This window comes from Acidiferrimicrobium sp. IK (assembly GCF_025499425.1).
GTDB lineage: Bacteria > Actinomycetota > Acidimicrobiia > Acidimicrobiales > Palsa-688 > Acidiferrimicrobium.
On record NZ_JAIMCB010000003.1, the window covers coordinates 386,687 to 413,210 of the forward strand.

The 26,524-nt window shown below is 71.2% G+C and carries 25 protein-coding genes; 13 read left to right on the top strand and 12 right to left on the bottom strand.

What is annotated here, in order from left to right:
- The first annotated feature begins 48 nt into the window (after positions 1 to 48).
- The gene (locus K6U06_RS07430; RefSeq protein ID WP_262321274.1) at positions 49 to 945 is read left to right on the top strand and encodes a VOC family protein; all 897 of its coding nucleotides are present in this window, start codon (positions 49 to 51) and stop codon (positions 943 to 945) included.
- 9 nt (positions 946 to 954) lie between these two features.
- Here the strand turns inward: K6U06_RS07430 and K6U06_RS07435 are convergent, their stop codons facing one another.
- From K6U06_RS07435 to K6U06_RS07445, 3 genes are all read right to left on the bottom strand, one after another.
- Complete coding sequence (locus K6U06_RS07435) at positions 955 to 2,646, bottom strand: FAD-dependent oxidoreductase (RefSeq protein ID WP_262321275.1); 1,692 nt, start codon at positions 2,644 to 2,646, stop codon at positions 955 to 957.
- 84 nt (positions 2,647 to 2,730) lie between these two features.
- A complete protein-coding gene (locus tag K6U06_RS07440) occupies positions 2,731 to 3,597 on the bottom strand; it encodes an IclR family transcriptional regulator (RefSeq protein WP_262321276.1) in 867 nt (288 codons plus the stop codon).
- 16 nt (positions 3,598 to 3,613) lie between these two features.
- A complete protein-coding gene (locus K6U06_RS07445) occupies positions 3,614 to 5,206 on the bottom strand; it encodes an AMP-binding protein (RefSeq protein ID WP_262321277.1) in 1,593 nt (530 codons plus the stop codon).
- Positions 5,207 to 5,329: 123 nt separating this feature from the next.
- Between K6U06_RS07445 and K6U06_RS07450 the strand changes: the two genes are divergently transcribed.
- The 8 genes from K6U06_RS07450 to K6U06_RS07485 are packed head-to-tail and all read left to right on the top strand — an operon-like array spanning position 5,330 to position 13,083.
- Positions 5,330 to 6,907, top strand: coding sequence for a FadD3 family acyl-CoA ligase (locus tag K6U06_RS07450; protein ID WP_262321278.1), 1,578 nt, complete (start codon positions 5,330 to 5,332; stop codon positions 6,905 to 6,907).
- The gene (locus K6U06_RS07455; protein WP_262321279.1) at positions 6,904 to 7,812 is read left to right on the top strand and encodes an SDR family oxidoreductase; all 909 of its coding nucleotides are present in this window, start codon (positions 6,904 to 6,906) and stop codon (positions 7,810 to 7,812) included. The genes K6U06_RS07450 and K6U06_RS07455 overlap by 4 nt, the downstream gene beginning before the upstream one ends.
- The gene (locus K6U06_RS07460) at positions 7,809 to 8,624 is read left to right on the top strand and encodes an SDR family oxidoreductase (protein ID WP_262321280.1); all 816 of its coding nucleotides are present in this window, start codon (positions 7,809 to 7,811) and stop codon (positions 8,622 to 8,624) included. The genes K6U06_RS07455 and K6U06_RS07460 overlap by 4 nt, the downstream gene beginning before the upstream one ends.
- Entirely contained in the window at positions 8,621 to 9,028 is a 408-nt protein-coding gene (locus K6U06_RS07465; protein ID WP_262321281.1) for a hypothetical protein, read from the top strand. The genes K6U06_RS07460 and K6U06_RS07465 overlap by 4 nt, the downstream gene beginning before the upstream one ends.
- Positions 9,025 to 9,774, top strand: coding sequence for an SDR family oxidoreductase (locus K6U06_RS07470; protein WP_262321282.1), 750 nt, complete (start codon positions 9,025 to 9,027; stop codon positions 9,772 to 9,774). Before K6U06_RS07465 ends, K6U06_RS07470 begins: the two co-directional genes overlap by 4 nt.
- 4 nt (positions 9,775 to 9,778) lie before the next feature.
- Positions 9,779 to 10,906, top strand: a complete 1,128-nt coding sequence (locus K6U06_RS07475; RefSeq protein WP_262321283.1) for an acyl-CoA dehydrogenase family protein — start codon at positions 9,779 to 9,781, stop codon at positions 10,904 to 10,906.
- A gap of 1 nt (position 10,907) precedes the next feature.
- On the top strand, positions 10,908 to 11,885 hold the full coding sequence (locus tag K6U06_RS07480; RefSeq protein ID WP_262321284.1) for an acyl-CoA dehydrogenase family protein: 978 nt from the start codon (positions 10,908 to 10,910) through the stop codon (positions 11,883 to 11,885).
- A 28-nt stretch (positions 11,886 to 11,913) separates the two neighbouring features.
- Positions 11,914 to 13,083, top strand: coding sequence for an acetyl-CoA C-acetyltransferase (locus tag K6U06_RS07485; RefSeq protein ID WP_262321285.1), 1,170 nt, complete (start codon positions 11,914 to 11,916; stop codon positions 13,081 to 13,083).
- 21 nt (positions 13,084 to 13,104) lie between these two features.
- Here K6U06_RS07485 and K6U06_RS07490 read toward each other — a convergent pair whose 3' ends face one another.
- Genes K6U06_RS07490 through K6U06_RS07520 form a run of 7 tightly spaced genes read right to left on the bottom strand, consistent with a single transcriptional unit; the run spans position 13,105 to position 18,968 of the window.
- Positions 13,105 to 14,223 carry an NAD(P)H-dependent flavin oxidoreductase gene (locus tag K6U06_RS07490; RefSeq protein WP_262321286.1) on the bottom strand — a complete coding sequence of 373 codons (1,119 nt, stop codon included), beginning with the start codon at positions 14,221 to 14,223 and terminating at the stop codon, positions 13,105 to 13,107.
- Complete coding sequence (locus tag K6U06_RS07495) at positions 14,220 to 15,407, bottom strand: lipid-transfer protein (protein ID WP_262321287.1); 1,188 nt, start codon at positions 15,405 to 15,407, stop codon at positions 14,220 to 14,222. The genes K6U06_RS07490 and K6U06_RS07495 overlap by 4 nt, the downstream gene beginning before the upstream one ends.
- Positions 15,404 to 15,856, bottom strand: coding sequence for a Zn-ribbon domain-containing OB-fold protein (locus K6U06_RS07500; protein WP_262321288.1), 453 nt, complete (start codon positions 15,854 to 15,856; stop codon positions 15,404 to 15,406). The genes K6U06_RS07495 and K6U06_RS07500 overlap by 4 nt, the downstream gene beginning before the upstream one ends.
- Positions 15,853 to 16,626: a CoA-transferase subunit beta gene (locus K6U06_RS07505; RefSeq protein WP_262321289.1), complete on the bottom strand. Its 774-nt coding sequence runs from the start codon at positions 16,624 to 16,626 to the stop codon at positions 15,853 to 15,855. Before K6U06_RS07505 ends, K6U06_RS07500 begins: the two co-directional genes overlap by 4 nt.
- Positions 16,626 to 17,477, bottom strand: a complete 852-nt coding sequence (locus tag K6U06_RS07510) for a CoA transferase subunit A (RefSeq protein ID WP_262321290.1) — start codon at positions 17,475 to 17,477, stop codon at positions 16,626 to 16,628. The genes K6U06_RS07505 and K6U06_RS07510 overlap by 1 nt, the downstream gene beginning before the upstream one ends.
- The gene (locus K6U06_RS07515; protein WP_262321291.1) at positions 17,474 to 18,223 is read right to left on the bottom strand and encodes an enoyl-CoA hydratase family protein; all 750 of its coding nucleotides are present in this window, start codon (positions 18,221 to 18,223) and stop codon (positions 17,474 to 17,476) included. Before K6U06_RS07515 ends, K6U06_RS07510 begins: the two co-directional genes overlap by 4 nt.
- Positions 18,207 to 18,968 carry a TetR family transcriptional regulator gene (locus K6U06_RS07520; RefSeq protein ID WP_262321292.1) on the bottom strand — a complete coding sequence of 254 codons (762 nt, stop codon included), beginning with the start codon at positions 18,966 to 18,968 and terminating at the stop codon, positions 18,207 to 18,209. The genes K6U06_RS07515 and K6U06_RS07520 overlap by 17 nt, the downstream gene beginning before the upstream one ends.
- A 199-nt stretch (positions 18,969 to 19,167) precedes the next feature.
- On the opposite strand from K6U06_RS07520, the gene K6U06_RS07525 reads away from it, so the two are divergent.
- Both K6U06_RS07525 and K6U06_RS07530 read left to right on the top strand, forming a co-directional pair.
- Positions 19,168 to 20,394, top strand: a complete 1,227-nt coding sequence (locus K6U06_RS07525; RefSeq protein WP_262321293.1) for a cytochrome P450 — start codon at positions 19,168 to 19,170, stop codon at positions 20,392 to 20,394.
- Positions 20,391 to 21,152, top strand: coding sequence for an SDR family NAD(P)-dependent oxidoreductase (locus K6U06_RS07530; RefSeq protein ID WP_262321294.1), 762 nt, complete (start codon positions 20,391 to 20,393; stop codon positions 21,150 to 21,152). Before K6U06_RS07525 ends, K6U06_RS07530 begins: the two co-directional genes overlap by 4 nt.
- A gap of 172 nt (positions 21,153 to 21,324) precedes the next feature.
- Here K6U06_RS07530 and K6U06_RS07535 read toward each other — a convergent pair whose 3' ends face one another.
- Positions 21,325 to 22,959, bottom strand: coding sequence for an acyl-CoA synthetase (locus K6U06_RS07535; protein ID WP_262321295.1), 1,635 nt, complete (start codon positions 22,957 to 22,959; stop codon positions 21,325 to 21,327).
- A gap of 112 nt (positions 22,960 to 23,071) precedes the next feature.
- Here K6U06_RS07535 and K6U06_RS07540 point away from each other — a divergent pair, with 112 nt between their 5' ends.
- Entirely contained in the window at positions 23,072 to 23,614 is a 543-nt protein-coding gene (locus K6U06_RS07540; protein WP_262321296.1) for a flavin reductase family protein, read from the top strand.
- A gap of 16 nt (positions 23,615 to 23,630) precedes the next feature.
- The gene (locus K6U06_RS07545; protein ID WP_262321297.1) at positions 23,631 to 25,322 is read left to right on the top strand and encodes a class I adenylate-forming enzyme family protein; all 1,692 of its coding nucleotides are present in this window, start codon (positions 23,631 to 23,633) and stop codon (positions 25,320 to 25,322) included.
- 54 nt (positions 25,323 to 25,376) lie between these two features.
- On the opposite strand, the gene K6U06_RS07550 is transcribed toward K6U06_RS07545, so the two are convergent.
- On the bottom strand, positions 25,377 to 26,468 hold the full coding sequence (locus K6U06_RS07550; RefSeq protein ID WP_262321298.1) for an ABC transporter substrate-binding protein: 1,092 nt from the start codon (positions 26,466 to 26,468) through the stop codon (positions 25,377 to 25,379).
- Between the last annotated feature and the right edge of the window lie 56 nt (positions 26,469 to 26,524).

The following is a 26,524-nucleotide window of genomic DNA, read 5'->3' on the forward strand; positions in this document are numbered from 1 at the left end:
CCGCGGCCAGCCTCCCACCCCTCCCCGACGACAGAGGAGTCCCACACGATGCCCATCCGATCGCTCGGCTACTTGCGGTTGCGGACCGCGAAGCTCGAAGAGTGGAGGACCTTCGGCACCGACGTGCTCGGGCTGATGCCCGTCGAGGGTCGCACCCCCGGCGCGTTGCACTTCCGGATCGACGACCGGCCTCCGAGGCTGGTCATCCGCCCCTCCGACGGCCCGGGCATCGACGCGCTGGGCTTCGAGGTCGCCGACGACCGGGAGCTGGCCGAGGTGGTCTCCCACGTCAAGGGAGCCGGGATCGGGGTGCTCGACGGCACCGGAGACGAGGCCGCAGAGCGCTGCGTGCAGTCCTTCGTCCGGCTGCAGGATCCCAACGGGACGCCCGTGGAGGTGTACTACGGGCCGGTGCTCGACCACCGCCGCCTGGACACGCCGCTTGTCAGTGGCTTCGTGACCGGGGTGATGGGGATGGGGCACGCGGTGATCGCCGCGCCAGACATGGCCGCCTCCTACCGGTTCTGGACCGAGGTGATGGGCATGCGGATCCGCAGCTCGATGCGCCTGGCGATGGGCCCCGACACGACGATGTCCATCCGGTTCCTCGGTTGCAACCCCCGGCATCACACGGTGGCGCTCATGGAGTCGCCGTTCCCCGGCGACCTGGTGCACTTCATGCTCGAGGTCGAGACCATCGACGACGTGGGGATGCTCCTCGACCGCTGCGAGCAGCGGGGGGTGGCGCTGCAAGCCAGCCTGGGCCGGCACACCAACGACCGGGTCCTGTCGACCTACCTGGTCGGCCCCGAGGACGCGGCCGTTGAGATCGGCACCGGAGGGGTGCGCGTCGATGACGCCACGTGGACCACCGACGAGATCACCAAGGTGAGCTTCTGGGGCCACAAGTTCGTTCCGGCGGCCACGGCCAAGCTGAAAGGCTGAGCGGATCGCTCAGGCGTCGGCCGACGTGACCGCCCGGTCGAGAGCGTGGCGGGCGGCGATCCACCCGAAGACGATGGCCGGCCCGATGGTCGCCCCCGCCCCCGGATAGTCGTTGCCCATCACCGACGCGGAGGTGTTGCCCGTCGCGTACAGCCCGGGGATGACCGTGCCGTCCTCGCGCAGCACCCGAGCGTGCTCGTCGGTGGTCAGGCCGCCCTTCGTGCCCAGGTCGCCGGGGAGCAGCTTGATGGCGTAGAACGGCGGCTTGACCAGCTCGTTGAGGCACGGGTTGGGGAGCGTCGGGTCGCCGTAGTACCGGTCGTAGGCCGACCGGCCGCGGGCGAAGTCGGCGTCCACCCCGGCGCGCGCCGCTTGGTTGAACCGCTCGACCGTCTCGGCCAGCGTGTCGGCGGGCAACCCGGTCTTGGCCGCCAGCTGCTCCCACGACGACGCTTCGACGACGGTCCCGATGGCCTGCCACGACTTCGGGAACGGCTGGCCCGGAAAGATGCCGGCGAAGGTGTAGCGGCGCCTGGCCCGATGGTCCATCAAGAACCAGGCGGGGATGTGGCCGCCCCCGTCGTTGTGCCGGCGGATCTGCTCGTGGACGAAGGTAACGTAGGGCGCCGACTCGTTGGCGAAACGAACCCCGGACTGGTTGACGATGAGCGAGCCGGGAGTCGCCCGCTCCGACACCAAGCAAAACAGCCGTCCTTTCGGCAGCGGGATCACCGGCATCCACCAGGCGTCGTCCATCAAGTCGACCCCGGCGCCGGCGTCGGTCCCGGCTCGGATGCCGTCGCCCCGGTTGGTGGTCGCGCCCATGCTCCAGTCCTCGCTGACCGGGGCCAGGTGCTTGGCTCGCAGCTCCGGGTCGTGGTCGAAGCCGCCGGTGGCCAAAACGACGCCGTTGCGGGCCTCGACGCGCCGGTGCCCGGCGGGGGTGGCGACGACCGCGCCGGTGACCCGGCCCTCACCGTTGGTCACTAGCTCCCGGAGCGGGCTGTGCAGCCAGACCTCGCCGCCGGCGTCGCGAAGCGCCAGGCGTAGCCGGCCGACCAGGGCCTGCCCGCCGGTGACCATGTGGCGGTGCCGCAGCGCGTTGGCCAGCACCCGGCCCGCCCCCCGCAGCAGGGCCTGCTTGCCCAGCCAGGTCCTGGTGACCTGATTGAGGTCGTGGAAATCGGTCGCGGTGATGTACAGGCCGAACGGCGGCTTGAGGGGGCTCGGCGCCAGGGCAGCCTCGTCGGCGCCGAGGAGCCTGGTATCGAAGGGCAACGCCTCGATGCTGCGCCCGTCAGGGCGCCCTCCCGGACGTTCCGGGTGGTAGTCCGAGTACCCCCGACACCAGAAGAAGCGGAGATGCTCGCTGGCGCCCTCCAGGAACTCCAGCGCTCGCGGCGCGCCGTGCACGAAGGCGTCGAGGCGGGCCGCGGGCACCCGGTCACCGACGACCGCGTCGAGGTAGGCGCGCACCGACGCCGGGTCGTCAGCCCGACCGATGCGGGCCAGGGTGGGGTTCCCGGGGGCCCAGATGCCCCCGCCGGAGAGGGCCGTGGTCCCGCCGTAGTGAGAGGCTTTCTCCACGAGCAGGGTCTCGGCGCCTGCGGCGGCGGCGGCCAGGGCGGCGGTGAGGCCCCCCGCTCCGCTGCCCACCACCAGCACATCGACGGAGCGGTCCCAGCCCGGTGTGGCGTCCATGGCGAGGAACTTATGCCGGCCCCGGGACGGCCGGACCCAACCCGTCCCGTCCATCGGGATGGTCGCCGGGGGCGCCGCCGGCGCTCACATCCACTCGCCGGCGACGCCGTCCAGCCAGCGGCGCCACTTCTCGACATCCCACGGTCCGGTTGTGTCGTCGGCCCCGTCGTGGTCGCCCGGCGGCTGCTCCCGGCGGAACAGCTGGCTCCATATGTCCGCCGCGCAGCGTCGTACCAGCGGCACGCACTGGCTGATGTCGAGGGTGTGCGCCGGCCCGCTGACCGACACCGCGGCGATGGCCCGCCCCGCGCCGCGGATCGGGGCCGCGACGCAACGCACCCCCACCGCGTGCTCCTCGTCGTCGAGGGTCCAGTGCGTCGTGCGGGCCGTCACCAGCTGCTGCTCGAGGATGTAGGGCGCGGTGGTGGTCCGCCCGGTGAAGCGCTCCATCGGTGCTCGCAGCACCCGCTGCTGGACATCGGCGCCGCTGAAGCCGAGCAGCGACTTGCCCAGCGCGGTGCAGTGCACGGGGAGCCGGCCCCCGATCCGGGACGGCAGTGAGGGCGCCCTGTGCCCCCACACCTTGTCGATCACCAGCACGTCGTCACCCTCGAGCACTCCGAGGTGGACCGTGTGGCCCGACGCGGCCTGCAGGTCGTGGAGCCACGGCAGCGCCCGCTCCTTCACCGGGGTCCTGGCCGCGACCAGGCTGCCGACCTCGTAGAAGCGGGTACCGAGGCGGTAGCCGAGAGGGGTGCGCTCCAGCCACCCGCCTTCGAGCAGCTGCTCGGCGACGCGGTGCACCGTCGACTTGGGCAGGCCGCAGCGGTCCGTCAGCTCGTTGAGGCAAAGCGACGGGGTCGCTGCGTCGAACGCAGCGACGATGCGGGAGATCCGGTCGAGGACCGAGACGGGTTGGGCGCTTGGCGCCAGCTCTCTCTCCTGGATCACGCGACGGCTCCCCCGGTCAATTGACCCGCCTCTCGGCGCCGGACCAGTACCCGGCCCGCAACGCCTTCTTGTCGGGCTTGCCGAGCGCGGAGACGGGGATCGCCTCCACGAAGTCGACGGACTTGGGCGCGGCGACGGGGCCCTTGCGGATCTTCACCAAGTCGATCAATTCGCTGTCGGCGACGGTCGATCCTGCTTTCCTCACCACGACGGCCTTGACCGCCTCCCCCCACTTGTCGTCGGGGACGCCGATCACTGCGGCCGCGCTCACCCCCGGATGGGTGGTCAGCACGTCCTCCACCTCCCGCGGGAAGATGTTGAAGCCCCCGGTGACGATCATGTCCTTCTTGCGGTCCACGATGGTCAGGTAGCCGAGGTCGTCGGCCTTGGCGATGTCGCCGGTGTGCAACCATCCGCCGGCGAAAGCTTCCGCGGTCTGCTCCGGCTTGTTGAGGTACTCCTTCATGACCAGCGGGCCCTGCACGCAGATCTCGCCGGGCGCTCCGGGCTCGACCGGGTCTCCTGCGTCATCGAGGAGGGCCACGTCCAGCCACGGCACCGGGCGCCCGCAGCTCGCCAGGCGGTCCGGGTCTTCGGCGACGTGCTCTCTTTGGCGCAGCACGGTGATGGTCATCGGGCACTCGGCCTGGCCGTAGTACTGGAAGAAGATCGATCCCAGCCTTTCGATGCCCTCGGCGAGGCGGGTAGGAGACATCGCCGCTGCGCCGTAGTAGATCGTCTGCAGCGAGCGGAGATCAGCCTGGTCCAGCGACGGATGCCCGAGCAGGACATAGATCATCGTAGGTACGAGCATGGTGGCCGTGATGTGGTGACGGGCTATGGCGTCGAGGACCCGGTCGGGGTCGAAGTGGGGGAGCACAACCATCGAGCCACCGCGAAGCAGCGTCGGGATGAAGAACGCGGCGCCTGCGTGGCTGAGCGGGGTGCAGCACAAGAAGCGCATGTCGTCGGGCCAGTCCCACTCCGCCATCTGGATGTTGGTCATGGTGGCCATGCTCAGCTGCGTGCCCACCACCCCCTTGGGCTGGCCGGTGGTACCACCGGTGTAGGCCACCGAGTACGGAGCGCCGGGATCCGAGCGCGCCGGGCGCAGCCGCCGGGATCCGAAGCGGGCGGCGGCGGTCGGCAGGTCCTCGGCCGCGTCTGTGGGGGCCAGGGCGATGACCCGCTTCAGGGTCGGGACCCGCTCCTTGAGCGCCATGGCCCGCTCCTCGTAGGCGTCCGGGTCGTACCAGAGCGTCTCGATGCCCGCGTCCTCGAGGATGTAGGCGTGGTCGTCGAGGGAGGCCATCGGGTGCAGGGGGGTCCCGCGAGTGCCGGCGATCATGCCGGCACCGATCGTGAAGAGCACCTCCGGCCGGTTGGCCGAGAGCGTGGCGGTCGTGCTCCCGGGCGTCAGACCCCACGCCTCGTAGGCCTGGACGTAGCGGCTGATCTGGTCGGCCACCTCGGCTGCGGTTACGTCGCGGCCGTCGATGACCAAAGCCGCGGCCTGCGGGTTGCGGCTCAGGCCCCGGATGAGCAGGTCCGCACCGGACGCCGGCCGGTGCAGAGGCGTGGCGTTTAGGACCGATTCCTCAGCAAGCATGCGTGACCCTCCCTCTCGATGGCCCGAGTATAGTAAGAACACGTTCTCATGTTGTCTGCCATTCGGAGGCCGGGGTTGAGCGCGAGCCGTTCCTCGCACCACGACAGTCGGAGCGCTCCCACGGTGCCCGCCTTGCTGGCGGCCCGCGCCGCGGAGACCCCCGGAGCCGTCGCGGTGGTCGACGGCGACACCGTCCTCACCTACGGAGATCTCGCCGGTCAGGCCCGATCCTTCGCGGCGGGCCTGGTCGAGGCTGGTATCGCAGTAGGCGATCGGGTGGCGATCTGGGCTCCGAACTCCGCGGCGTGGATCGTGTCGATGCTCGGCATCTGGTCGGCGGGCGCGGTGCTGGTCCCGCTCAACACCCGGTACCGGGCTCGGGAGGCGGCGGACATCCTGAGGCGCAGCGGGGCCCGGATGCTGCTCAGCGTCGGGGACTTCCTCGGCCGGGACTACCCCGCGGAGCTGGTCGGCCACGACCTCCCGGCTCTCCGCGACGTCTTGGCGCTCGACGGGCGCGGCGAGGGCCCGGCGCCGGGAGGCCGGCGCCGGCGGTGGGAGGAGGGGTTATCCACCGACCCGGCCGCCACCGCCGAGGTCCTCCGGCGCGTCGAGACCCTCGCCGGCGCCGACGCGATGGACGTGATGTTCACGTCGGGGACGACCGGGCGGCCGAAGGGAGTGCAGGCCGCGCACGGTCCGGTCCTGCGGGCCTACCGGTACTACGCGGATGCCCTCGGCATCCGCGCCGATGACCGGTACCTGCTGGTCAACCCGCTGTTCCACTCGTTCGGATCCCGGGCCGGGGTGGTCGCCGCGCTGTGCGCCGGCGCCAGCATCTTCCCGGTGGCCACCTTCGACCCGGCCCGCGCCGCCGAGCTGATCGCCGGGGCCGGCATAACCGTGCTGCCCGGGCCTCCCACCGTCTACCAGTCCCTGCTCGCGTTGCCTGCCGGCACCAAGGCAACCTTGCGCTCCCTGCGCCTGGCGGTCACCGGGGCGGCCGCGGTGCCGGTAACCCTGCTGGCGAGGATGGCCGACGAGCTCGGCTTCGACACCGTCCTCACCGCGTATGGGCTCACCGAGTGCGGAGGGTTGGTGACCATGTGCCGGGCCGGTGACCCTCCCGAGGTGGTGTCGCGCACCAGCGGCCGGCCGATCCCCGGCGTCGAGATCGCCGTCGTCGACCCCGGCGGGCGCCGCCTGCCCGCAGGCGTCGCCGGGGAGGTGGTGGTGCGCGGCTACGTGGTGATGACCGGGTACGTGGACGATCCCGTCGCCACCAAAGAGGTCCTCGACGACGCCGGCTGGTTGCGGACCGGAGACGTTGGGGTGATCGACGAGGACGGCGGCCTGCGGATCACCGACCGCCTGAAGGACATGTTCATCGTCGGCGGGTTCAACGCCTACCCCGCGGAGATCGAGGCTGCGCTGGTCCGCCACCCGAGCGTGGCGGCCGCCGCGGTGGTAGGGGTGCCAGACACCCGCCTGGGCGAGGTCGGCCACGCGTTCGTCGTGGGCCGCCCCGGCTGTCACGTCGAAGCGGCCGAGGTCTTGGAGTGGTGCAGGGGGGAGCTGGCCAACTTCAAGGTGCCTCGCGCCGTCACGGTGGTCCCGGCGCTGCCTACCAACGCGTCAGGGAAAGTGGTCAAAGACGAGCTGCGCCGGCTGGCCGGCGCCGGAGCGGGAGGGGAGCAATGATCTGCGAGGGAAGGGTGGTGGTGGTCACCGGCGCCGGGCGCGGCATCGGGCGCCAGCACGCGCTGGAGCTGGGCCGCCAGGGCGCGGCGGTGGTCGTCAACGACCTCGGAGCGACCCTCCACGGGGAGGGCAGCACGCCGGGCCCGGCCGAGGAGGTCGCGGCCGAGATCACCGACGGCGGGGGCCGGGCGGTGGTCAACGGCGACGACGTGGCGGACTGGGCCGGCGCGCAGCGCATCGTCTCCACGGCCCTCGACGCGTTCGGGCGCCTCGACGCGGTGGTCAACAACGCCGGCTTCGTGCGGGACCGCATGTTCGCCAACGTCACCGAAGAGGAGTGGGACTCGGTGGTGCGGGTCCACCTGAAGGGGCACTTCTGCGTCGGGCGGGCCGCCGCCGCGTACTGGCGGGACCGGGCCAAGGCCGGCCACCGCCACGACGCTCGCATCGTGAACACCTCGTCGGGGGCCGGGCTGCTCGGCAGCGTCGGGCAGGCCGCGTACTCGGCGGCCAAGGGCGCCATCCTGAGCTTGACGCTGGTGCAGGCCGCGGAGCTCGGCCGCTACGGCGTGACCGCCAACGCCATCGCGCCCTCCGCCCGCACCAGGATGACCGAAGAGGTGTTCGCTGCGACGATGGCCCCGCCCGCGGCGGGAGGCTTCGACCCGATGGACCCGAGCAACATCGCGCCGTTGGTGGCGTGGCTGGCCTCGCCGCTGTCAGCGGGGGTGACGGGCCGGGTGTTCGAGGTGGAAGGCGGCCGCATCGGCGTCGCCGACGGGTGGCAGCACGGCCCGACCGTCGACCTGGGTCGCCGCTGGGACCCCGCCGAGGTCGGCGAAGGCGTCGCCGCGCTCCTGGCCAAGGCGCCCGCGCCCGCCCCGGTCTACGGGGCGGCGGGGTGACCCCCGACCTGGGGGCGTCGGGCGGGCGCCCGGCGGCGCAGGCCGGCCCCTACATAGCCGGCCACGGGCTTCTGGCCGGCAAGGTGGCGCTAGTGACCGCGGCCGCCGGGACCGGTATCGGCTTCGCCACCGCGGAGCGCTTCGTCGAGGAGGGCGCCACCGTGGTGGTCAGCGACGCCCACGAACGGCGGCTAAAAGAGACCGCCGACCGGCTGGGGGAGCTGGCCGGCACCCGTCCGCTGGCGCAGGTGTGCGACGTCACCGACCAAGCCCAAGTCGACGCCCTGTTCCAGGCCGCGTCCGACGCCCACGGGCGGATCGACGTCGTGGTCAACAACGCCGGGCTCGGCGGCACCGCCCCGATAGTCGAAATGACCGACGAGCAGTGGGACCGGGTCCTCGACGTGACCCTAAACGGCACCTTCCGGGCCGTGCGGGCCAGCCTGCTCCACATGCGAGCCCACGGCTCCGGGGTGGTGGTCAACAACGCTTCGGTGCTCGGCTGGCGGGCGCAGGCCGGGCAGGCCCACTACGCCGCGGCCAAGGCCGGGGTCATGGCCCTTACCCGCTGCGCGGCCATCGAGGCCGCCGAGTACGGGGTGCGGGTCAACGCCGTTGCCCCCAGCCTGGCCATGCACCCGTTTTTGGCCAAAGTCACCACCGACGAGGTGCTCGCGCAGCTCACCGCCAGGGAGGCCTTCGGGCGGGCCGCCGAACCGTGGGAGGTGGCCAACGTGATCGTCTTTCTCGCCAGCGACTACTCGAGCTACATGACCGGTGAGGTCGTGAGCGTGAGCAGCCAGCACCCGTGATCGACCTCGGCAACCTCCCCGGCGAGATCGGCGCGACGTTCGGTCCCAGCTCCGACCTGGAGGTCGCGCCCGGCGACGTCGCGGCGTTCGCCCGCGCCACCGGGGCGCCGGTGGCGCCCGGCGACAGGTCCGTCCCGCCGTTCATGCTGCTGGCGCTGGTCAACCGCTTCCTCCCCGAGCTGGTCGCGGTGGACGGCGCCAGCCGCGGCGTCAACTACGGGACCGGCCCGGTCCGCTTCCCGGCTCCCGCCACGGTCGGTGACGTCATCTTCGCCACCGCCTGCCTGCTCGACGCCTCCGACATCGAAGGGGGGGTGCAGGCCACCATCCGGGTGACCGAGCACTGCCGCGGCGGCGACGAGCCGGTGTGCGTGGCCGACACCATCTCGAGGTACCTGCGGTGAGGCCGCCCCGGGTCGTGGTGGTGACCGGCGGTGCCCGCGGGCTCGGCCTCGGTCTGAGCCAGGCTTTCGCGGCGGCGGGCGACACGGTGGTGGCCTGCGGCAGGCGGGCGCCCGGCCCGGCCTTCGACGCCGGCGAGTTCGTCGCCTGCGACGTCCGCCAGCCCGACGAGGTCGATGCCATGATCGCCGCGGTGGCCGACCGGCACGGCCGGGTGGACGTGGTGGTCAACAACGCCGGGGGAGCCCCCTACGCTCCGGCCGCGACCATGAGCCCGCGCCTGTTCGAGCGGGTCATCGGGCTCAACTTGAGCGGGCCGTTCTTCGTCGCCCAGCGGGCCAACCAAGTGATGCAGGGTCAAGAAGACGGCGGGTCGATCATCAACATCGGCTCGGCGGCGGCCGGCCGGCCGTGCCCCGGGACCGCGCCGTACAACGCGGCCAAGGCCGGCCTGGCCGTTTTGGGGCGGAGCCTGGCCATCGAGTGGGCGCCCAAGGTGCGGGTCAACACCGTCACCGTCGGTCTGCTGCTGACCGAGACGTCGGCTGGCACCTACGGCGAGGACCTCGCCGCAGTGGCGTCAACGGTGCCGATGGGCCGCCTCGCGGTCCCCGGCGACGTCGCCGCCGCCTGCTTGTGGCTGGCATCGCCGGGCGCCCGGTACGTGACAGGCGCAGACATCTCGGTGGACGGAGGCGGCGAGACCCCCTCGTTCCTCGCCGCCGTCGTCCGCGCGGAGGAGGTATGAGCGGGTGGATCTGACGTGGAGCGAGGAGGAGGACGCCTTCAGGGGGGAGGCCCGGGCCTGGCTGGAGGCCAACGTGCCGGACCCGCCGCTCCCCTCCGGCGACACGAGAGAAGGGTTCGCGGCCCACCTGGAATGGGAGCGGCGCCTCTTCGCCGGCGGGTGGGCGGCGGTCTCCTGGCCGCAGCGGTACGGGGGACGCGACGCCACGCTGTGGGAATGGCTGATCTTCGAGGAGGAGTACTACCGGGCCCGCGCCCCGCAGCGAGTGACCCAAAACGGCATCTTCCTGCTGGCGCCGTCCGTGTTCGAGTTCGGCACCCCCGAGCAGCAGGACCGGATCCTGCCGCGCATCGCCGCCGCCGAGGACCTGTGGTGCCAAGGGTGGTCCGAGCCCGGCGCCGGCAGCGACCTGGCCGGCATCACCAGCCGGGCGACGCGCTGCGAGGGAGGTTGGCGCCTCGACGGGCAGAAGCTGTGGACCACCCGCGGGGCCTTTTGCACCCATCTCTTCGGGCTGTTCCGCTCCGACCCGGCGGCCGAGCGCCACCGCGGCCTCACCTATTTCCTCGTCCCGCTCGACGCCGAAGGGGTGCGGGTGCGAGGGTTCGGCCGCCTAGACGGCGACGAGGGCTTCGCCGAGGTGTTCTTCGACGACGTGTTCGTCCCCGACGACGCGGTCCTCGGCGACGTCGACCAGGGGTGGTCGGTGGCCATGGCCACGACCGGCTCCGAGCGGGGCCTGACCCTCAGATCCCCCGGCCGGTTCAGCGCGGTGGTCGAACGGCTGTGCCGCCTGTACCGGGCGTCGCCGGCCGGCGCGGCCCGGCGCGAGCGGGTGGTGCAAGGCTGGATGGACGCCGAGGCGTACCGCCTCTTCACGCTGCAGACTGTCACCTCGATCGTGGAGGGCCGACCGCCGGGAGCGGAGTCCAGCCTGAACAAGCTGTGGTGGTCGGAGATGGACGTCCGCCTCCACGAGACAGCCCTCGACCTGCTCGGCGACGCCGCCGAGCTCGACGGCGAGTGGATGAGAGGCTTCGAGTTCGCGCTGGCAGGCCCGATCTACGCGGGCACCAACGAGATCCAGCGCAACATCGCCGCCGAGCGCCTGCTCGGCCTGCCGAGGAGCTGACATGCGATTCGCCCTCGACGACGACGCCCTCGAGGTCAGCGCCGCGGTGGCGTCGTTTTTGACCAAGGAATGCCCGCCGGAGCTGGTCCAAGCCGCGTTCAACGCCGGCGGCCAAGGGCCCGCCGACGACCTGGCCCGCTCGCTGGGCGAGATGGGTGTCCTCGGGATGCTGGCCCCCGCCGGCGCTGGGGGCGCCGGCCTGTCGATGGTGGCCGCCGCCGCGGTGCTGGCCGAGGCCGGCCGGGCGGCCGCGCCGCTTCCCTTGACCGAGACCATCGCGCTGGCCGTCCCGCTGCTCGCCTCGGCCGGCGACCCCACCGGCATCCTCGAGCGCGTCGCCCTCGACGACGAACGGGTCGCGGTCGCCCCCTGCGGCGTGGCGCCCGGCGCCAGCCGGGCCGGCTGGTTCCTCGTCGGTCCCGACCCGGTCCTGTACCGGCGCGACGAGGTGACCCTCGAGCGGCTCGACTCGGTAGACCGGACCCGCGACCTGGCGACGGTCACTCCGGCCGGCCCCGGGATCGTCCTCGAGGGGCGCGGCCCCGGCATGGTCGAGCGCGGCGCCGCGGCGGCGGCCGCCACGCTGCTCGGGCTGGGCCGGGGGATGCTCGACCAGACCGTCGCCTACGTGAAGGACCGCCAGCAGTTCGGCCGGCCGATCGGCAGCTTCCAGGCGGTCAAGCACCGCCTGGCCGACGCTCTACTCCTCCTCGAGCTCGCCGCGCCGCCGGTGTGGGCCGCGGCCCACGCCCTCGACACCGCCTCGCCGGACCTGCCCCGCGCCGCGTCGCTGGCCAAGGCGATGGCCTCCGACGCGGCCACCGCCACCGCCAGGGCGGCCCTGCAGGCGCACGGCGCCATGGGCTACACCGACCAGCATCCCCTTCACCTGTGGCTGAAGCGGACCTGGTGCCTGGCGGCCAGCCACGGAACCGCCCGCTGGCACCGCGACCGCATCGCCGCAGCTCTGCAGCTGTGACCGCAACCCCAAGAACATGGAGCGTGCCATGACCAGTCCCGGGCCCGAGGCCTACATCGTCGACGCCGTCCGCACCCCGGTCGGCCGCCGGGGAGGCGGGCTCGCCGGCGTCCATCCCGCCGATCTGGGAGCCGCCGCCCTCTCGGCCCTGATGGAGCGCACCGGCATCGACCCCGCCGCGGTGGAAGACGTCGTCTTCGGGTGCGTCGACACCGTCGGCCCCCAGGCCGGCGACATCGCCCGCACTTGCTGGCTGGCGGCCGGCCTCCCCGACGAGGTGCCCGGAACGACGGTCGACCGTCAGTGCGGCTCCTCGCAGCAGGCCCTCCACTTCGCGGCGCAGGCGGTGATGAGCGGCACTTCGGATGTGATCGTGGCCGGAGGCGTGCAGCACATGAGCGCAGTGCCGATCAGCACCGCGATGCTCGCCGGCGCCCCGCTCGGTTTCCCCGACCCCTTCACCGGCTCGGTCGGTTGGCGCAACCGCTACGGCACGCAGGAGGTCTCGCAGTTCCGGGCCGCGGAGATGATCGCCGAGAAGTGGGATCTGAGCCGGGACGCCATGGAGGCCTTCGCCCTCGAGTCGCACCGGAGGGCGGTCGAAGCGACCGACGCCGGCCGCTTCGAGGGGGAGATCGTCGCCGTCGGCGGGGTCAGCGCCGACGAGGGGCCCCGCCGGATGGATCCCTCGTCGACCGCCAAGATGCGCTCCCTGCCGCCGCTCACCGCCGACGGGCGCCTGACCGCGGCGCTGTCCAGCCAGATCTCCGACGCGGCCGCCGCCTTGCTCGTCGTCAACGAGCGAGGACTGCGAGACCACGCGCTGGTGCCCAGGGCCCGCATCCACCACCTGAGCGTTCGTGGGGACGACCCGGTGTGGATGCTGACCGCCCCCATCCGCGCCACCGCCCACGCCCTCCAGCGCAGCGGGCTGTCGATGGGCGACATCGACGTGGTCGAGATCAACGAGGCGTTCGCCTCGGTCGTGATGGCGTGGCTGGCCGAGACCGGCGCCGACCCGGCGGTGGTCAACCCCAATGGCGGCGCCATCGCCCTCGGCCACCCTCTCGGCGCGACCGGTGCCCGGCTGATGACGACCCTGCTCGGCGAGCTGGAACGAAGCGGCGGTCGCTACGGCCTGCAGACGATGTGCGAGGGCGGCGGCCAAGCCAACGTCACGATCATCGAGCGGCTCTGAGCGAAGCGGTCGAGGCGACGTTCAAAGCGCGACGCGAGCCGGGCCCCCGAGCCGCTCGAGCGTTGCCTCTGCTTCGGCGACGATCGATCCGACGACCTCCGCCACGGTCGGCAGCTCCCGCAGCGCCCCGACGACCTGGCCGGTCGGGAGGACGCCGGCATCCAGCCGGCCGTCCACCAGCGCAGCCTTCGTCAGCATGGGGGCGTTGGCGGCCATCGCCACCTGCGCCCAGCTCAGGTCGCCGTTGCGTTTCATGGCCAGCCCTTCCCTGAACAGCGCCGGCAGCGGCGTGGAGGTCAGCCGGCGCAACGCCAGCGCGTTGCGGACCGCCCGAGCGGCCGCCCCGAATCCGGGCCGGTCGCCGAGGCCGTCGACCAGCGCGGTCTTGATCACCCGTTGGGGCGCCCCGTCGATGGCCTTCGTCACGACCGTGTCGGTCAGCCCGGCCTGCAGGTAACGAGCCTTCACGTCGTCTGGGACCGTGCTCTCCTTGGTAAGGAGAAATCGGGTTCCCATCGCGATGCCCGCCGCGCCCCAGGCCAGAGCCGCCACCAGCCCCCGCCCGTCGTAGAAGCCGCCGGCGCCGAGCACCGGCAGGTCGACGACGCGGCACACCTGGGGCAGCAGCAGGCTGGTCGGGATGGCGCCGGTGTGGCCGCCGCCCTCGTGGCCCTGCGCGATCACTGCGTCGACGCCGAGGGCGGCCACCTTCTCGGCGTGGCGGGGCGCGGCGATGGTGGGCATGGTCACCACTCCGGCGTCGCGCAGCCTGCCGATGAGCGCCGCGTTGGGAGCCTGGGCGAAGCTGGCGACGCGCACCCCGCGCTGGATCATGATCCCGACTATCCGGTCGATGTCGGCGTGGTCGGAGCGGAGGTTGACGCCGAAGGGCGCATCGGTGCGTTCTTGCACGCTGGCCACCGCCCGGTCCACCTCCGGGACCGACATGGTCGCCGACGCCAGGATGCCGAGACCGCCAGCCGCCGAGGTGGCCGCCGCCAGCCGGGCGCCGGCCACCCATCCCATCCCGGTCTGGACGATCGGGTAGCGGACGCCGAGCAGGTCGCAGATCGGCGTGTGCAGCCGAGCCGCCGCGTGGTCGCCGGCGGGGTGGTCACCGGCGGGGTGGTCGCCGCTCACGCGCTCACCACGACGCACGAACCGTGGCCGAAGAGCCCCTGGTTGATGGTCAGGCCGACCGCTGCGCCCTCCACCTGCCGGCCCGGCGCCTGCCCTCGCAGCTGCCAGGTGATCTCGCACACCTGAGCGATCGCCTGCGCCGGTACCGCCTCACCGAAGCAGGCCAGACCGCCGGAGGGGTTCACCGGTATCCGACCGCCGAGGCTGGTGGCGCCGTCGCGCAGCAGCTTCTCGGCCTCACCCGGCGCGCACAGGCCGATGTCCTCGTACCAGTCCAACTCCAACGCGGTGGACAGGTCGTAGACCTCCGCCACGTCGAGGTCGCCGGGTCCCAGGCCGGCCTCCTCGTAGGCGGCCGCGGCGATCGAAGGCCGAAACCCGGTCTCGGGCGGGGCCACCGCAGCCGCCGAATCGGTGGCGATGTCGGGCAGGTCGAGAGCGACGTTGGGGAAGCGCGGTGTCACCGTCGACACCGAGCGGATGGTCACCGGCCGGGTGGTGTGGCGCCGGGCCACCCTGTCGGAGGCCAGGACCACCGCAGCAGCCCCGTCCGAAGTGGCGCAGATGTCGAGGAGTCGCAGCGGGTCGGCCACTACCGGCGACGCCAGGACCTCCTCCGCGGACACCGCCTTGCGGTACCGGGCGTTCGGGTTGGCCAGGCCGTGAAGGGAGTTCTTGGCCTTCACCGCCGCGAAGTCCTCGCACGACGCGCCGAAGGCGTCGATGCGCCGCCGGGCGTAGAGCCCGAAGAACGCCGGGTTGGTGGCGCCGATCAGCTTGAAGCGCAGCCAGTCCGGGTCGTCCCAGCGCTCCCCGCTGTTGGGGGCCAGGAACCCCTTGGGGGTGGTGTCGGCGCCGACGACCAGCGCGACGTCGGACAGGCCGGCGAGGATCCTCGTGCGGGCCGCCTCGATCGCCGACGCGCCCGACGCGCACGCCGCGTAGCACGTCGCGACCCGAGCGCCGTTCCAGCCCAGCGCCCGGGCCATCGTCGAACCGGCGACGTAGCCCGCGTAACCGTTTCGGACCGTCTCCCCTCCAACCACGAAGTCGATGTCCTGCCAGGCCACGCCGGCGTCGTCGAGAGCCGCGTTGGCCGCCGCGACGCCGTACTCCACGAACGGTCTGCCCCACTTGCCCCACGGGTGCATGCCCACCCCGAGGACGGCTACCCCGTTGCTCACGCTCCACCACCTCCCAGTGGCGCGACGGGACGCCACTTCCACACCGTGCGGTCCACTCCCTCGACCCGCTCGAGGACTTCGGTGACCACCTCTACGGTCGTGCCCACCGACAGGTCGTCCACCCCGTAACCCGAAGCCACCTGGCCGAGGATGATCAGCCCCTCGCGTTCCAGGCGGACGGCGGCGATGGCGAAGGGCACGTGCTCCCCGCTGGGCGGCTGGTACGGCGGCGGTGGCTGGTAGCGGGCGTCGGTGTAGCTCCAGACCGTTCCCCTCCGGGCCAGCTCGACGGTCTCGAGGCGGTCGGAGCGGCACGCCGGGTTGGCGCACCACGCCGCGGTGGGAGGGAAGTGGTACGTGCCGCAGGCGCCGCAGCGTCGCCCCAGCAGCGCGGGGGTGGCGCCGCTCGTGAACCAGTCGATCGCCGGGACGGTGGCCGAGGCTGTCACCGGACCTCCCTGTCGCGAAGGCCGTCTGGGTCGATCACCGTGCGGATCAACCGAAGGTCCTCTGCTGTCGGGGCCCTCGTGACGGTGACCTCCGGGGCGGTGGCCAGCGGGAACCCGGTGGCGGCGGCGACCTCCTCGGGCTCGACGCCGGGGTGGACGCTGACCAGGCGCATCCGGTGTTCGGGGCCACCGAAGTCGAGCACCGCCAGGTTGGTGACCACCCGGCGCAGGTCTAGGTACTCGGTGGCGGCCCGCCCGGCGGCCGCCGCTCGGTCCCAGCCGACGCCGCTCACGACGTCGACCTTCTCCACGAAGACCCGGGGGGAGTGCACGGGGATCCAGTAGCTGGTCGCGTGGTTGACGGTGTTGCCCGGCGCCCCCCGGAACCCCAGCAACTGGGCCTTTGGTCGCTGGTAGTCGGCGCCGATCGCCGCGAAGTTCTGGTTGCCGTACGGATCGATCTGGCTCGCGCCCATCACCACGTGGCGTCGCCCGGACCACACGATGTCGAACATCGAGCGGTACGGGTTGTAGTACTCGACAACCTTGCCCGACGGCCACCCGAACGCCTCGTCTCCGGCCACCAACGCGGCCTCGCCGTCGGTGACCATCAAGTCGGGCTCGAAGGTGGCCCGAGCCAGCCGCCCGGCGATCATCGGCACGGTCCCGATCGGGTTGGCGACGATCTCGCCGTCCCCCCGGAAGCATTCGGCCAGCGCCACCACGCACTGCTCGGCTCTGGTCGCCGCGGCGACCTCGGTGCCGCCCACTAGCGGGCCACCTTGGCTGCGAACTCTTCGCTGCTCACATCGATCCACTCCTTGCGGAAGACTTCCCAGGCCCCCCGGTCGGCGGCGCTCGCCGCGTAGGTCTTCTGCAGCTGCTCGTCGCGCTCGTAGTCGGGTGTGCAGGACGTGAACCACGCCCCGCCTGGCCGCTCGATGACCCCGTCGACCATCATGCGCCCGATCCGCAGCCGCAGCTCGGTCCCGGCCTCGGCCAGCAGGTCCGGCGTGGCGACGATGCGCTCGACGGATACGAACCGTCGCGCCGGCGCGGCCCGCAGCAGCAGATCGTCGAAGTACAGGTCGGGCCCGAGAAAGCTGGCGTTGCCCCGCGAGTCGGCCCGGTTGAGGTGGCAGATCGCCGCGTCGAGGGTTAGCGCCGGCACCGCGACCAGCTCGGAGTGGTCGGCGAAAGGGGAGCGGACCAGGGCCAGGCGGGGGTTGAGCCGCACCAGGTCGCTGCCCAACCCGACCCTGGTCGGCAGGAACGGGACCCGCCACGCCGCCGCCTGGAGAGCGAGGACGAACATCCCCTCATCCCACGGCTCGTCGAGGATCGCCCCGTCCTGGCGGGCCTGGCGGAAGTGCGGCTCGAGCGGTATCGAGTCGAGCGACGCGAACGGGTAGACGGCCCGCGCTACCTTGCCGGCTGCACACAGCAGGCCGAGGTCGGGCCCGGCGAAGCTGACCACCGTGAGGTCCCGCAGCGAGCTGCGGGCGATCGCCGCGACCATCGACATCGGCTTGCGCCGGCTGCCCCACCCTCCGATGCCGATGCACATCCCGTCCTCGAGCTGGGCGACCACCGCCTCCTCGTCGATGATCTTCGATCTCATCGCGACGTGCCCTTGACGAAGGCGTCCCGGTGCTCGTCGGCCACCCCGGTCAAGTTGAGCTCGAAGGTGAAGCCCTGCTCGAAACGGTAGGAGCGCTTCACGTCCTGGGTGTCGATACCGTTGAGCGCCTCCTTGGCCGCCCGCATGACCTGCGGCGACTTGGCTGCGATGCTGGCGGCGACCCGCAGGGCCGCGGACCGCAGCTGGTCTTTGGGGACCACCTCGAGCACCGAGCCCCACGCGTGCAGCTCGGCCGCCGTCGCGTTGGTGGCGGTGTACACCATCGCCCGCATCTTGTGCTGCGGTACCAGCCGGGCCAGGTGGGTCGCCGCTCCGAGCGCCCCGCGGTCGACTTCGGGCAGACCGAAGTAGGCGTCGTCCGACGCCACGATGACGTCCGCGTTGCCGGCCAGGCCGATCCCCCCGCCGAGGCAGAACCCGTGGACCGCGGCGATCACCGGGACGGCGCAGTCGTAGACGGAGGCGAACGCGGCGTAGCAGCCCCGGTTGGCGCCGACGAGCGCATCGAAGCCGTCGGTTTGCTGCATCTCCTTGATGTCCACCCCGGCGTTGAAGCCCCGGCCCTCCGCCCGCAGCACCACGGCGCGCACGGAGGGGTCCTCGCCCGCCTCGTGGACCAGGCGGGCCAGGGTGAACCAGTCCTCTACTCGCAGGGCGTTCACCGGCGGGCACTCGACGATCACCTCTGCGACGCCGTCGGCGCCGAGGTCAGCTCGTACGGGCATCGGATCCCCCTGTGGGCTTGCGCCCGTTCCTCGCCGGCCCGGTCGCCTTGGCGGCGCCGGCGGTCTTGGCGGCGCCGGCGGTCTTGGCGGCGCCGGCTGGTGTGGCAACGCCGGCTGGTGTGGCGGCGCCGGCGTCGCTGAACTCGAGGATCAGCCGGCTGGCTCGCTCGATGCGGTCATAGGCTTCAGCGATCGACTGCACCCCCACCGCCCAGCGGCGTAGCTGCAAGTCGAACACCGCAGCCGCGACGCGTACCACTTCGACCACCACGTCGGCGGGCAGGTCGCGCAGGGCCTCGGCGTAGACCGCCAGGTTGGCAGCGCTGTTGCGGGTGAAGATCTCCCTGGCGAAGGTGTCATCCGACGCCTCCAGCATCATCACCACCTTCGCCAGCTGCGGCCACGCCTGGAACGCCCGCATCGACCGCTGCAAGACGTCGCTCAACCGCGACGCGTTGGTGGCGCCACGAAGGGGACGCCGCTCCACGCTGCGCCGCAGGTCCCGAGCCCACAGCGCCAGCGCCTCCGCGAAGAGGTGGTCTTTGGACTGGAAGTAGCGGTACACCGTCCCGATGGCGACCTCTGCTTCGATCGCTACGTCTCGCATCTGGATCTGGGTGTGATCCTGGTGGCGCAGCAGCGCCAGGCTGGCGGTGATGATCCGCTGCCGCCGGTCCTGCTGGGCCGGCGACAGGGTGTGCGGCAGTGGTGGCACGAGCAAGCGGGTGCTGCTGCGTTGCGACACGGCGTGAGCCTCCCCTGGGGATCTGCGGTGCAGCGCAGTCCGCGGCCCGCTCCTGGAATCAGGTTCTAGTCTACTTCGACGCCGGCGAATACCCCGGCTGCGGTGTGTGGACGGCAATTTTCGACCTGCTCGTAGCGAGGAGATGAGAACGTGATCTAGTATTGTGCTGCCGTCGGTTCAGCCACAAGGGGAGATCGCTATGCCGCCGTCAGTTGTGCCCGAAGGATTCGACGTCACCGATCCCGATCGCATCAAGACGGAGGTCCCGTTCGAGCAGCTCGCTGCGCTGCGGGCCGCCGCCCCGGTGTGGTGGAACGCCCAGCCCCGTCGGATCGGCGGTTTCGACGACGAGGGGTTCTGGCTGGTGACCCGCCACGCCGACGTCAAGGAGGTCTCGCTCAAACCCGAGATCTACTCCAGTTGGGCCAACACTGCGATCGTCCGCTTCGACCCGGGGATCACCCGCGACGAGATCGAGATGCAGCGCCTGATCATGCTCAACGCCGACCCGCCCGACCACACCAAGCTGCGGCGCATCGTGTCCCGGGGCTTCACGCCGATGGCCATCCGCAAGATCTCCGACGCGCTCGCGGCGCGCGCGGAGCGCATCGTCCACGAGGCGAAGGAGAAGGGCGAAGGCGACTTCGTCACGATGGTTGCGTCCGAGCTTCCCCTCCAGGCCATCGCCGAGCTGATCGGCGTGCCCCAAGAAGACCGGTCGCGCATCTTCACCTGGTCCAATCAGATGATCGGCTACGACGACCCCGAATACGACATCGATCCGATGGTCGCGTCCGCCGAGCTGATCAACTACGCAATGGAGATGGGTTCCGACCGGGAGCGCAACCCCCGAGAGGACGTGGTGACCAAGCTGATGCAGGCGGACGTCGACGGTCGGGGCCTGACCCCCGACGAGTTCGCCTTCTTCGTCCTGCTGCTCGCCGTGGCAGGCAACGAGACCACCCGCAACGCGATCACCCACGGGATGATGGGGTTCTTCCAGTTCCCTGACCAGTGGGAGCTGTACCGCAGCGAGCGACCGGAGACGACGGCCGACGAGGTCGTTCGCTGGGCCACTCCGGTCATGACCTTCCAGCGCACCGCGATGACCGACACGGTGCTCGGCGGAGTCGACATCAAAGCCGGCCAGCGGGTGGGGATGTGCTACAGCTCAGCCAACTTCGACACCGACGTGTTCGAGCACCCGGAGCGCTTCGACGTGACCCGCGCGCCCAACCCGCACGTCGGCTTCGGCGGAGGCGGCCCCCACTACTGCCTGGGCGCCAACCTGGCCAAGCTGGAGATCAACCTGATCTTCAACGCGGTGGCCGAGCACATGCCCAACATCCGTCCGGCCGGCACCGCCAGGCGGCTCCGTTCGGCCTGGATCAACGGGATCAAAGAGCTCCCCGTGTCCTTCCGGTGACCCCCGTCGCGGGCCGCTTCGCCGGCCAGGTCGCGCTGGTCACCGGCGCGGCGTCGGGTATCGGCCGGGCTGTCGCCCTCCGCCTGGCCGCGGAGGGCGCATCGGTGGGATGCCTCGACATCGCCCCCGCCGTCAAGGAGACTGCGGCCGAGATCGCCGCGAGCGGCGGCTCGAGCGTCGCTGTGATCGCTGATGTGACCGACCAGCCCTCGGTGCGTGGCGCGCTACAGGAGGTGGTAGACGCCTTCGACGGATTGGACGTGTGCTGCAACGTCGCGGGGATCGGACGGTTCTGCCCGACCGAGCAGCTGGCTCTTGAGGAGTGGCAGCGGGTCTTGGCCGTGAACCTGACCGGTACGTTCCTAGTCGCCCAAGCCGCGTTGCCCCATCTCGTCGACCGCGGCGGGGTGATCATCAACACCGCGTCGACATCGGCGATGCAGGCGCAGCCCTATCAGGCCGCGTACTGCGCGTCCAAGGGCGGCGTGCTCATGCTCACCAAGGCGCTCGCCCTCGAGTACCTCGACCGCCGGCTACGGGTCAACGCCATCGCCCCCGGAGGGGTGGACACCCCGGTCCTGGCCAGCTTCGCCGACGCCCCCGAAGGCGTCGACCTCTCCAGGATGACGCGGTACATGACGCCACTCGGCTTCGCCCAACCAGAGGACCTGGCCTCGCTGTACGCCTACGTGGCGTCTGCTGAGGCCCACTACATGACCGGTGCCGTGGTCACGATGGACGGCGGCATCACGGTCTGAGAGCTGCTCCGGGCAACCGCGCCGGGCAACCCAGGCTGTTGTAGCGCCACCATCTGGGGTCCAGCCGTGGGGCGCCTTGCTGTCGGGGCGTCTTGCCGTCGGGGCGTCTTGCTGTCGGGGCGTCTTGCCGTTGGGGCGTCTTGCCGTTGGGGCGCCCGGTACTCGGGCTCGCTCAGTCCTTGAGCGCTGGGGCGCTGACCTCGGTCGCGGGCCCGGTGGTCGCCACCTTCTTGGCCCAGGTGTAGTCCGGCTTTCCGCTCGGCGAGCGCACGATCTCCTCGACCAGGTGCAGCTGGCGTGGCAGCTTGTAGCCGGCGAGGTGACCCCGGAGGTGGTCCTGCAGCTCCGGCAGGGTCGCGGCGTGCCCGGGGCGCAGCTGGACGATGGCCGCGACCCGCTCACCCCACCGTTCGTCGGGGACACCGATGACAGTCGCGTCCCAGACACCGAGATGGGACTTGAGCGCGGTCTCGACCTCCTCGGGGAAGATCTTCTCGCCTCCCGAGTTGATGCTCACCGATCCCCGCCCGAGCATGGTCACGGTGCCGTCCGCCTCGACTCGGGCGTAGTCGCCCGGGATCGCGTAGCGAACCCCGTCGACGACGGGGAAGGTCGCGGCGGACTTCACCGGGTCGTTGTAGTAGCAGAGCGGGATGTGCCCGGTGCGGGCCACCATGCCGATGACCCCCGAGCCTGGTGGCACAGGCCGGAAGTGCTCGTCGATCACCAGCGTGCCGGTGAGGCTGGTCACGGTGGGCCCGCCGCTCATGCGCTGGCCGGCCGACGCGTAGGAGACGCCCTGAGCGCCTCCTTCTGACGACCCGATGGAATCGGTGACGACGATCGTGGGGAAGCGATCGAAGAACTGGTCCTTCACCGACTGGGAGAACAGCGCCGCGGTCGAGGTGACCGCGACCAGCGACGACGTGTCGTGGTCGGCGCCGGGAACGTCGAGTGCCTCGATGAGCGGCCGGGCCATCGCATCACCGGTGATGAACAACACGTTCACCCGCTCACGTTCGACCATGCGCCAGATGTCGGTGGCGTCGAAGTGATCGAGGAGGACGACGCGGTTGCCCTTGAACGCCTGCCCCATCACCCCCCACTGGCTGGCGCCGTGCATCAGCGGTGCCAACGGAAAGAACGTGACCGGGCCCTGCTCGGCGGCCTCCTGGACGAGCTCGGCGGGGCTCGAGTAGCGCACGTTGGTCATCGGGTTCAGCCCGCCGCCGAGGGCGTAGAACACGTCCTCGTGGCGCCACACAACGCCCTTCGGCAGGCCGGTAGTGCCGCCGGTGTAGAGAATGTAATGGTCGTCGCCGGAACGGGCGGGGAAGCCGCGGGCATCGGAGCCGGCAGCCAGGGCCGCCTCGTAGTCGGCGGTTGGGGTGACCGGGTCTTCGATTCCGCTGCCGTCCTCGATGCGGATCAGGCCGACATCGCCGAGCACGTCGGTGACCTCTGCGACCCGGGGCCCGAATCGACGGGCGTACACCAGGGCGTCGAGATCAGCGTTGGAGAAGATGTGGCGAAGCTCGCCAGCCACGTACCGGTAGTTGACGTTCACCCACACAGCCCGCAGCTTGAACACCGCCCAGAGCGTCTCCACCCACTCCAGGCAGTTGTAGGCGTAGATACCGACATGGTCGCCGGGGCCGATGCCGTTGTCGGCGAGGAAGTGGGCCAGCCGGTTGGCTCGGCGGTCCATCTCCCTGTAGGTCCTCCGCCCGTGCTCGGTGACGAGGTACTCCCGGTCGGGGAAGGTGTCGACGGCGAGCTCGAAGATGTCTGCCAGGTTGGCCTCCACGGGACGAGTAGAACACGTTCCCCGTAAGCGGACAACGGCGACGAAGCTGCGCGTCCCGTCAGGCGGGACGGCACGGTTGGCCGCGGCGGGTGCGGCCTCCATCCTTGGGGTCATGGCATCTGCGAGCGCCACGTCGAACCTCCCGGTCTGCCCCACCCGCATAGAGGTGGGCTCAGAGGCCGGGTTCCGGGACATGCTCGGCCACTTCGCGTCCGGTGTCGTCGTGGTGACCGCGTTCCACCAAGGCGAGCCCGTCGGCATTACCTGCCAGTCGTTCTCGTCGCTGTCGCTCGACCCTCCGCTGGTGCTGTTCTGCGTGGCCCGAAGCTCGAGGACCTGGCCTCGGCTGCGCGCCGCCGGTCATCTGGCGGTCAACATTCTCCACGAAGGCCAGGAGCACGTGGGGCAGGCGTTCGGCCGCTCGAGTGCGGACAAGTTCGCCGGTGTCCAGTGGACGGCGGCGCCGGGCGGCGCGCCCCACCTCGATGCCGCTCTCGGTTGGATCGACTGCACCCTCGAGGACGTCCACGACGGAGGCGACCACTTGATAGCGGTGGCCCGAGTGCACGCAGGCGCAGTGGGGGTGGTGGGCGGCCCGCTGGTGTACTTCAGGGGCCGCTACGAGCGGTTGGGCGTCGCTGCGGGCGGGCGTTGAGCCGGTGGTCGAAGGCGTGTCCACACCCAAGGCGGCGACGGCGACGACCCTTCGGTGGGCCGAGGACGAGGAGCTAGAAGAGGAGGACCGGGCCCGGCTGACCGGCCCTGGGGCGGTCTTCGAGATGGTCGACCTGGAGGTGCTCGGCACAACCGTGCGGGGGTTCGCCCGGCGCCCCCGGTCGGTGGCGGAGATGCTTCTGGACGCCACCGAACGGTTCGGGGAGCGACCGTTCCTGGTATTTCCGGCCCGGTCGTTGAGTTTCGCCGGCCTGGCCACCGCCGCCCGGTCGATCGCCGGCGCGCTCAGGGATCGCTACGGCGTGGGTCCGGGCGACCGGGTCGCCATCGCGGCCGCCAACGTCGTGGGGCAGCCTCTGACCGCGTGGGCGGTCGCCATGCTCGGCGGGGTCGTGGTCGAGCTGAACGGCTGGTGGACCGGGGAGGAAATGCACGCCGCTATCGCGCTGACCGAGCCCGTGGTGGTGGTCGGCGACCGTCGCCGTCTCGAGCGCCTCGACCCGGCCCGGGTCGGCTGCCCGCTCCTGTCGATGGAAGACCAGCTCCCGGCGCTAGAGGGTCACCCGCCGATCGACGTGGACCCGGCGGTCGTCGGCGAGGACGACCCGCTCGCCATCCTGTTCACGAGCGGCACCTCCGGGCGGCCCAAAGGTGTGGTGCTGTCCCACCGAGCCCACGTCCATATGGTGATGCAAGCCAGCCTGCAGGGGGCCAAGGCACTTGCCGCCGGTCGTCTCCGGCCACCGGCGGCGAACGTGACGGTCGGGGTCTCCCCGATGTTCCACGTCTCGGGCTTCACGACCCAGGTGATCGGCGGCGCCTACACGGGGGCTACTTACGTGTACCCGCCACCGGGACGGTGGGACGAGCGAACCCACCTCCGCTTGACCGAGGGGTACCGAGCCACCGCTTGGTCGCTCGTGCCGACGCAGCTGTGGCGCCTGCTCGAGTGCCCTGAGCTCGATTCGTTCGACCTGTCCAGCCTGACTCGCATCGGCGGCGGCGGCGCGACCTTCGACCCCGAGCTGTGGCGGCAGGTCCGGCGTCGCCTGGGGCCGGGCGTGCGCATGGCCACCGGGTACGGGATGTCGGAGACCTGCGGGTCTGGCACCCACCTCGACGGCACCGACGCCGACGAGCACCCCGACTCGCTAGGCCGACCGGGGCCGGGCAGCGAGATCCGGGTGGTCGGCCTCGACGGCCGGCCGCTGCCCGACGGAGAGGTCGGCCAGATCTGCCTGCGGGGCCCGGCGACCATGGTCGGCTACTGGGCTGACCAGGAGGCGACGGACCGGGCGCTCGACGCCGACCGTTGGTACCGGACCGGGGAGTGGGGCCACATCGACGGGGGACTGCTGTACCTAGACGGCAGAGGATCGGAGCTCATCGTGCGCGGCGGCGAGAACGTCTACCCCATCGAGATCGAAAACGTGCTCCTGGCCCACCCCGACATCGTCGAGGCGGCGGTCGTCGGAGTCGCGCATCGGACGCTCGGGGAGGAGGTCGCCGCGGCCGTCGTGGCCCGGCCCGGAGCCAGGCTGGAGCGGGCCGAGGTGAGGGCGTGGGTCGCAGCCCACCTGGCGGCGTTCAAGGTCCCCTCCCAGGTGATCCTCGCCGACAGCCTGCCGCGCAACGCGGCGGGGAAGGTGCTCAAGCGACTCCTCGTCTCGTCCCTGGCGTCGGGCTGAGGCTCGCCGAGCGTGGGACCGGTCCAGCCCTCACGCCCTGAACACCTGCACCGGTCAGCCTTGTGAGCCCAGAGCTGACTGGATGAGCGAGGTATCTACCAGCGAGCCGTAGCTGGGGGCAGTTTTGACCAGACCGCCGGCGGTGTTGACCTTGACCTCGGCTTGATACCCGGCCTGGTTGAAGGCGGGGCTCGCCGGGATTTCGCTCTTCAGGACCCCGACCAGGGAGGTGGCGACAGCGGTCGACAGCCCGGTGTCATACGACTGGAGTACTGGCACGAGAGCCGAATCGCTGGTGGTGTGGATGTACTGTTCTGCCTCAGCGATGGCCCGGATGAACGCCTCGATGGCCGGCTTCTTCGACGAGGCCTTCGAGGCCGTTGTGTACACCGTGCCGTTCGTGGCGCCGGCTAGCCCAGGCACATCACCGTTGGTCGGGGAGATGTAGATCTGACCGACGTGGAGGGCCTCGGCCAGCTGACCTACCGGCTGGAAGAATGCCAAGGCGTCCACCTCATGGCTCTTCAAAGCGTCGACCGCCGCGCTGTTGCTCGACCCCAGGTTCACCAGGGTGGCCTGGGTGGAGGCGTCTTTGCCGATCAGATGGAAGAGGTAGTCGATGAGCGCTTGGGTGCCGCTGCCGGGACCGGTGATCCCGATCTTCTTGCCGACCAGCGCCTGGATGCGGGAGTCCACCGGGGCGGTGGCCGGGGCGCCTGCGAAATTCGTTCCCACGATGATGTCGACGTAGTAGGAGTTCACCAGGTCCGCGATCAGCTTCGGGCTCTGCCCGGCGTTGGCGAGGTTGAACGCGTCGGTCATCACCCCCGCTCCCACGTCGATGCTCCCGCCGACCAGAGCGGCGGCCACTTTTGCGCCGGTGCCGAGCAGCGGCGGGTTAGGGACCGTCAGGTGTTCGGCACTGAAGTAGCCCTCCTTTTGGGCTACGTACACCGGGAAGAACGCGACCGACTTGCTGATTTGGCCCACGTTGAGGGTCTGCACAGGAGGATTGGTGCCCTTGGAGGTCACGTTGGTGCCCGTTGTGGAAGCGGTGGACGACGACCCGCAAGCGCCGACGGACGCAGCGATAAGCGCCAAGCCGCCCGCCAGGGAAGCGCCGCGAAGACGAGCGTGGTTGGACATGGAAGATCCCCCTGTGATTGTGGTTTAGATGGCGGAGCTAAACCGGCGCAGCGCGC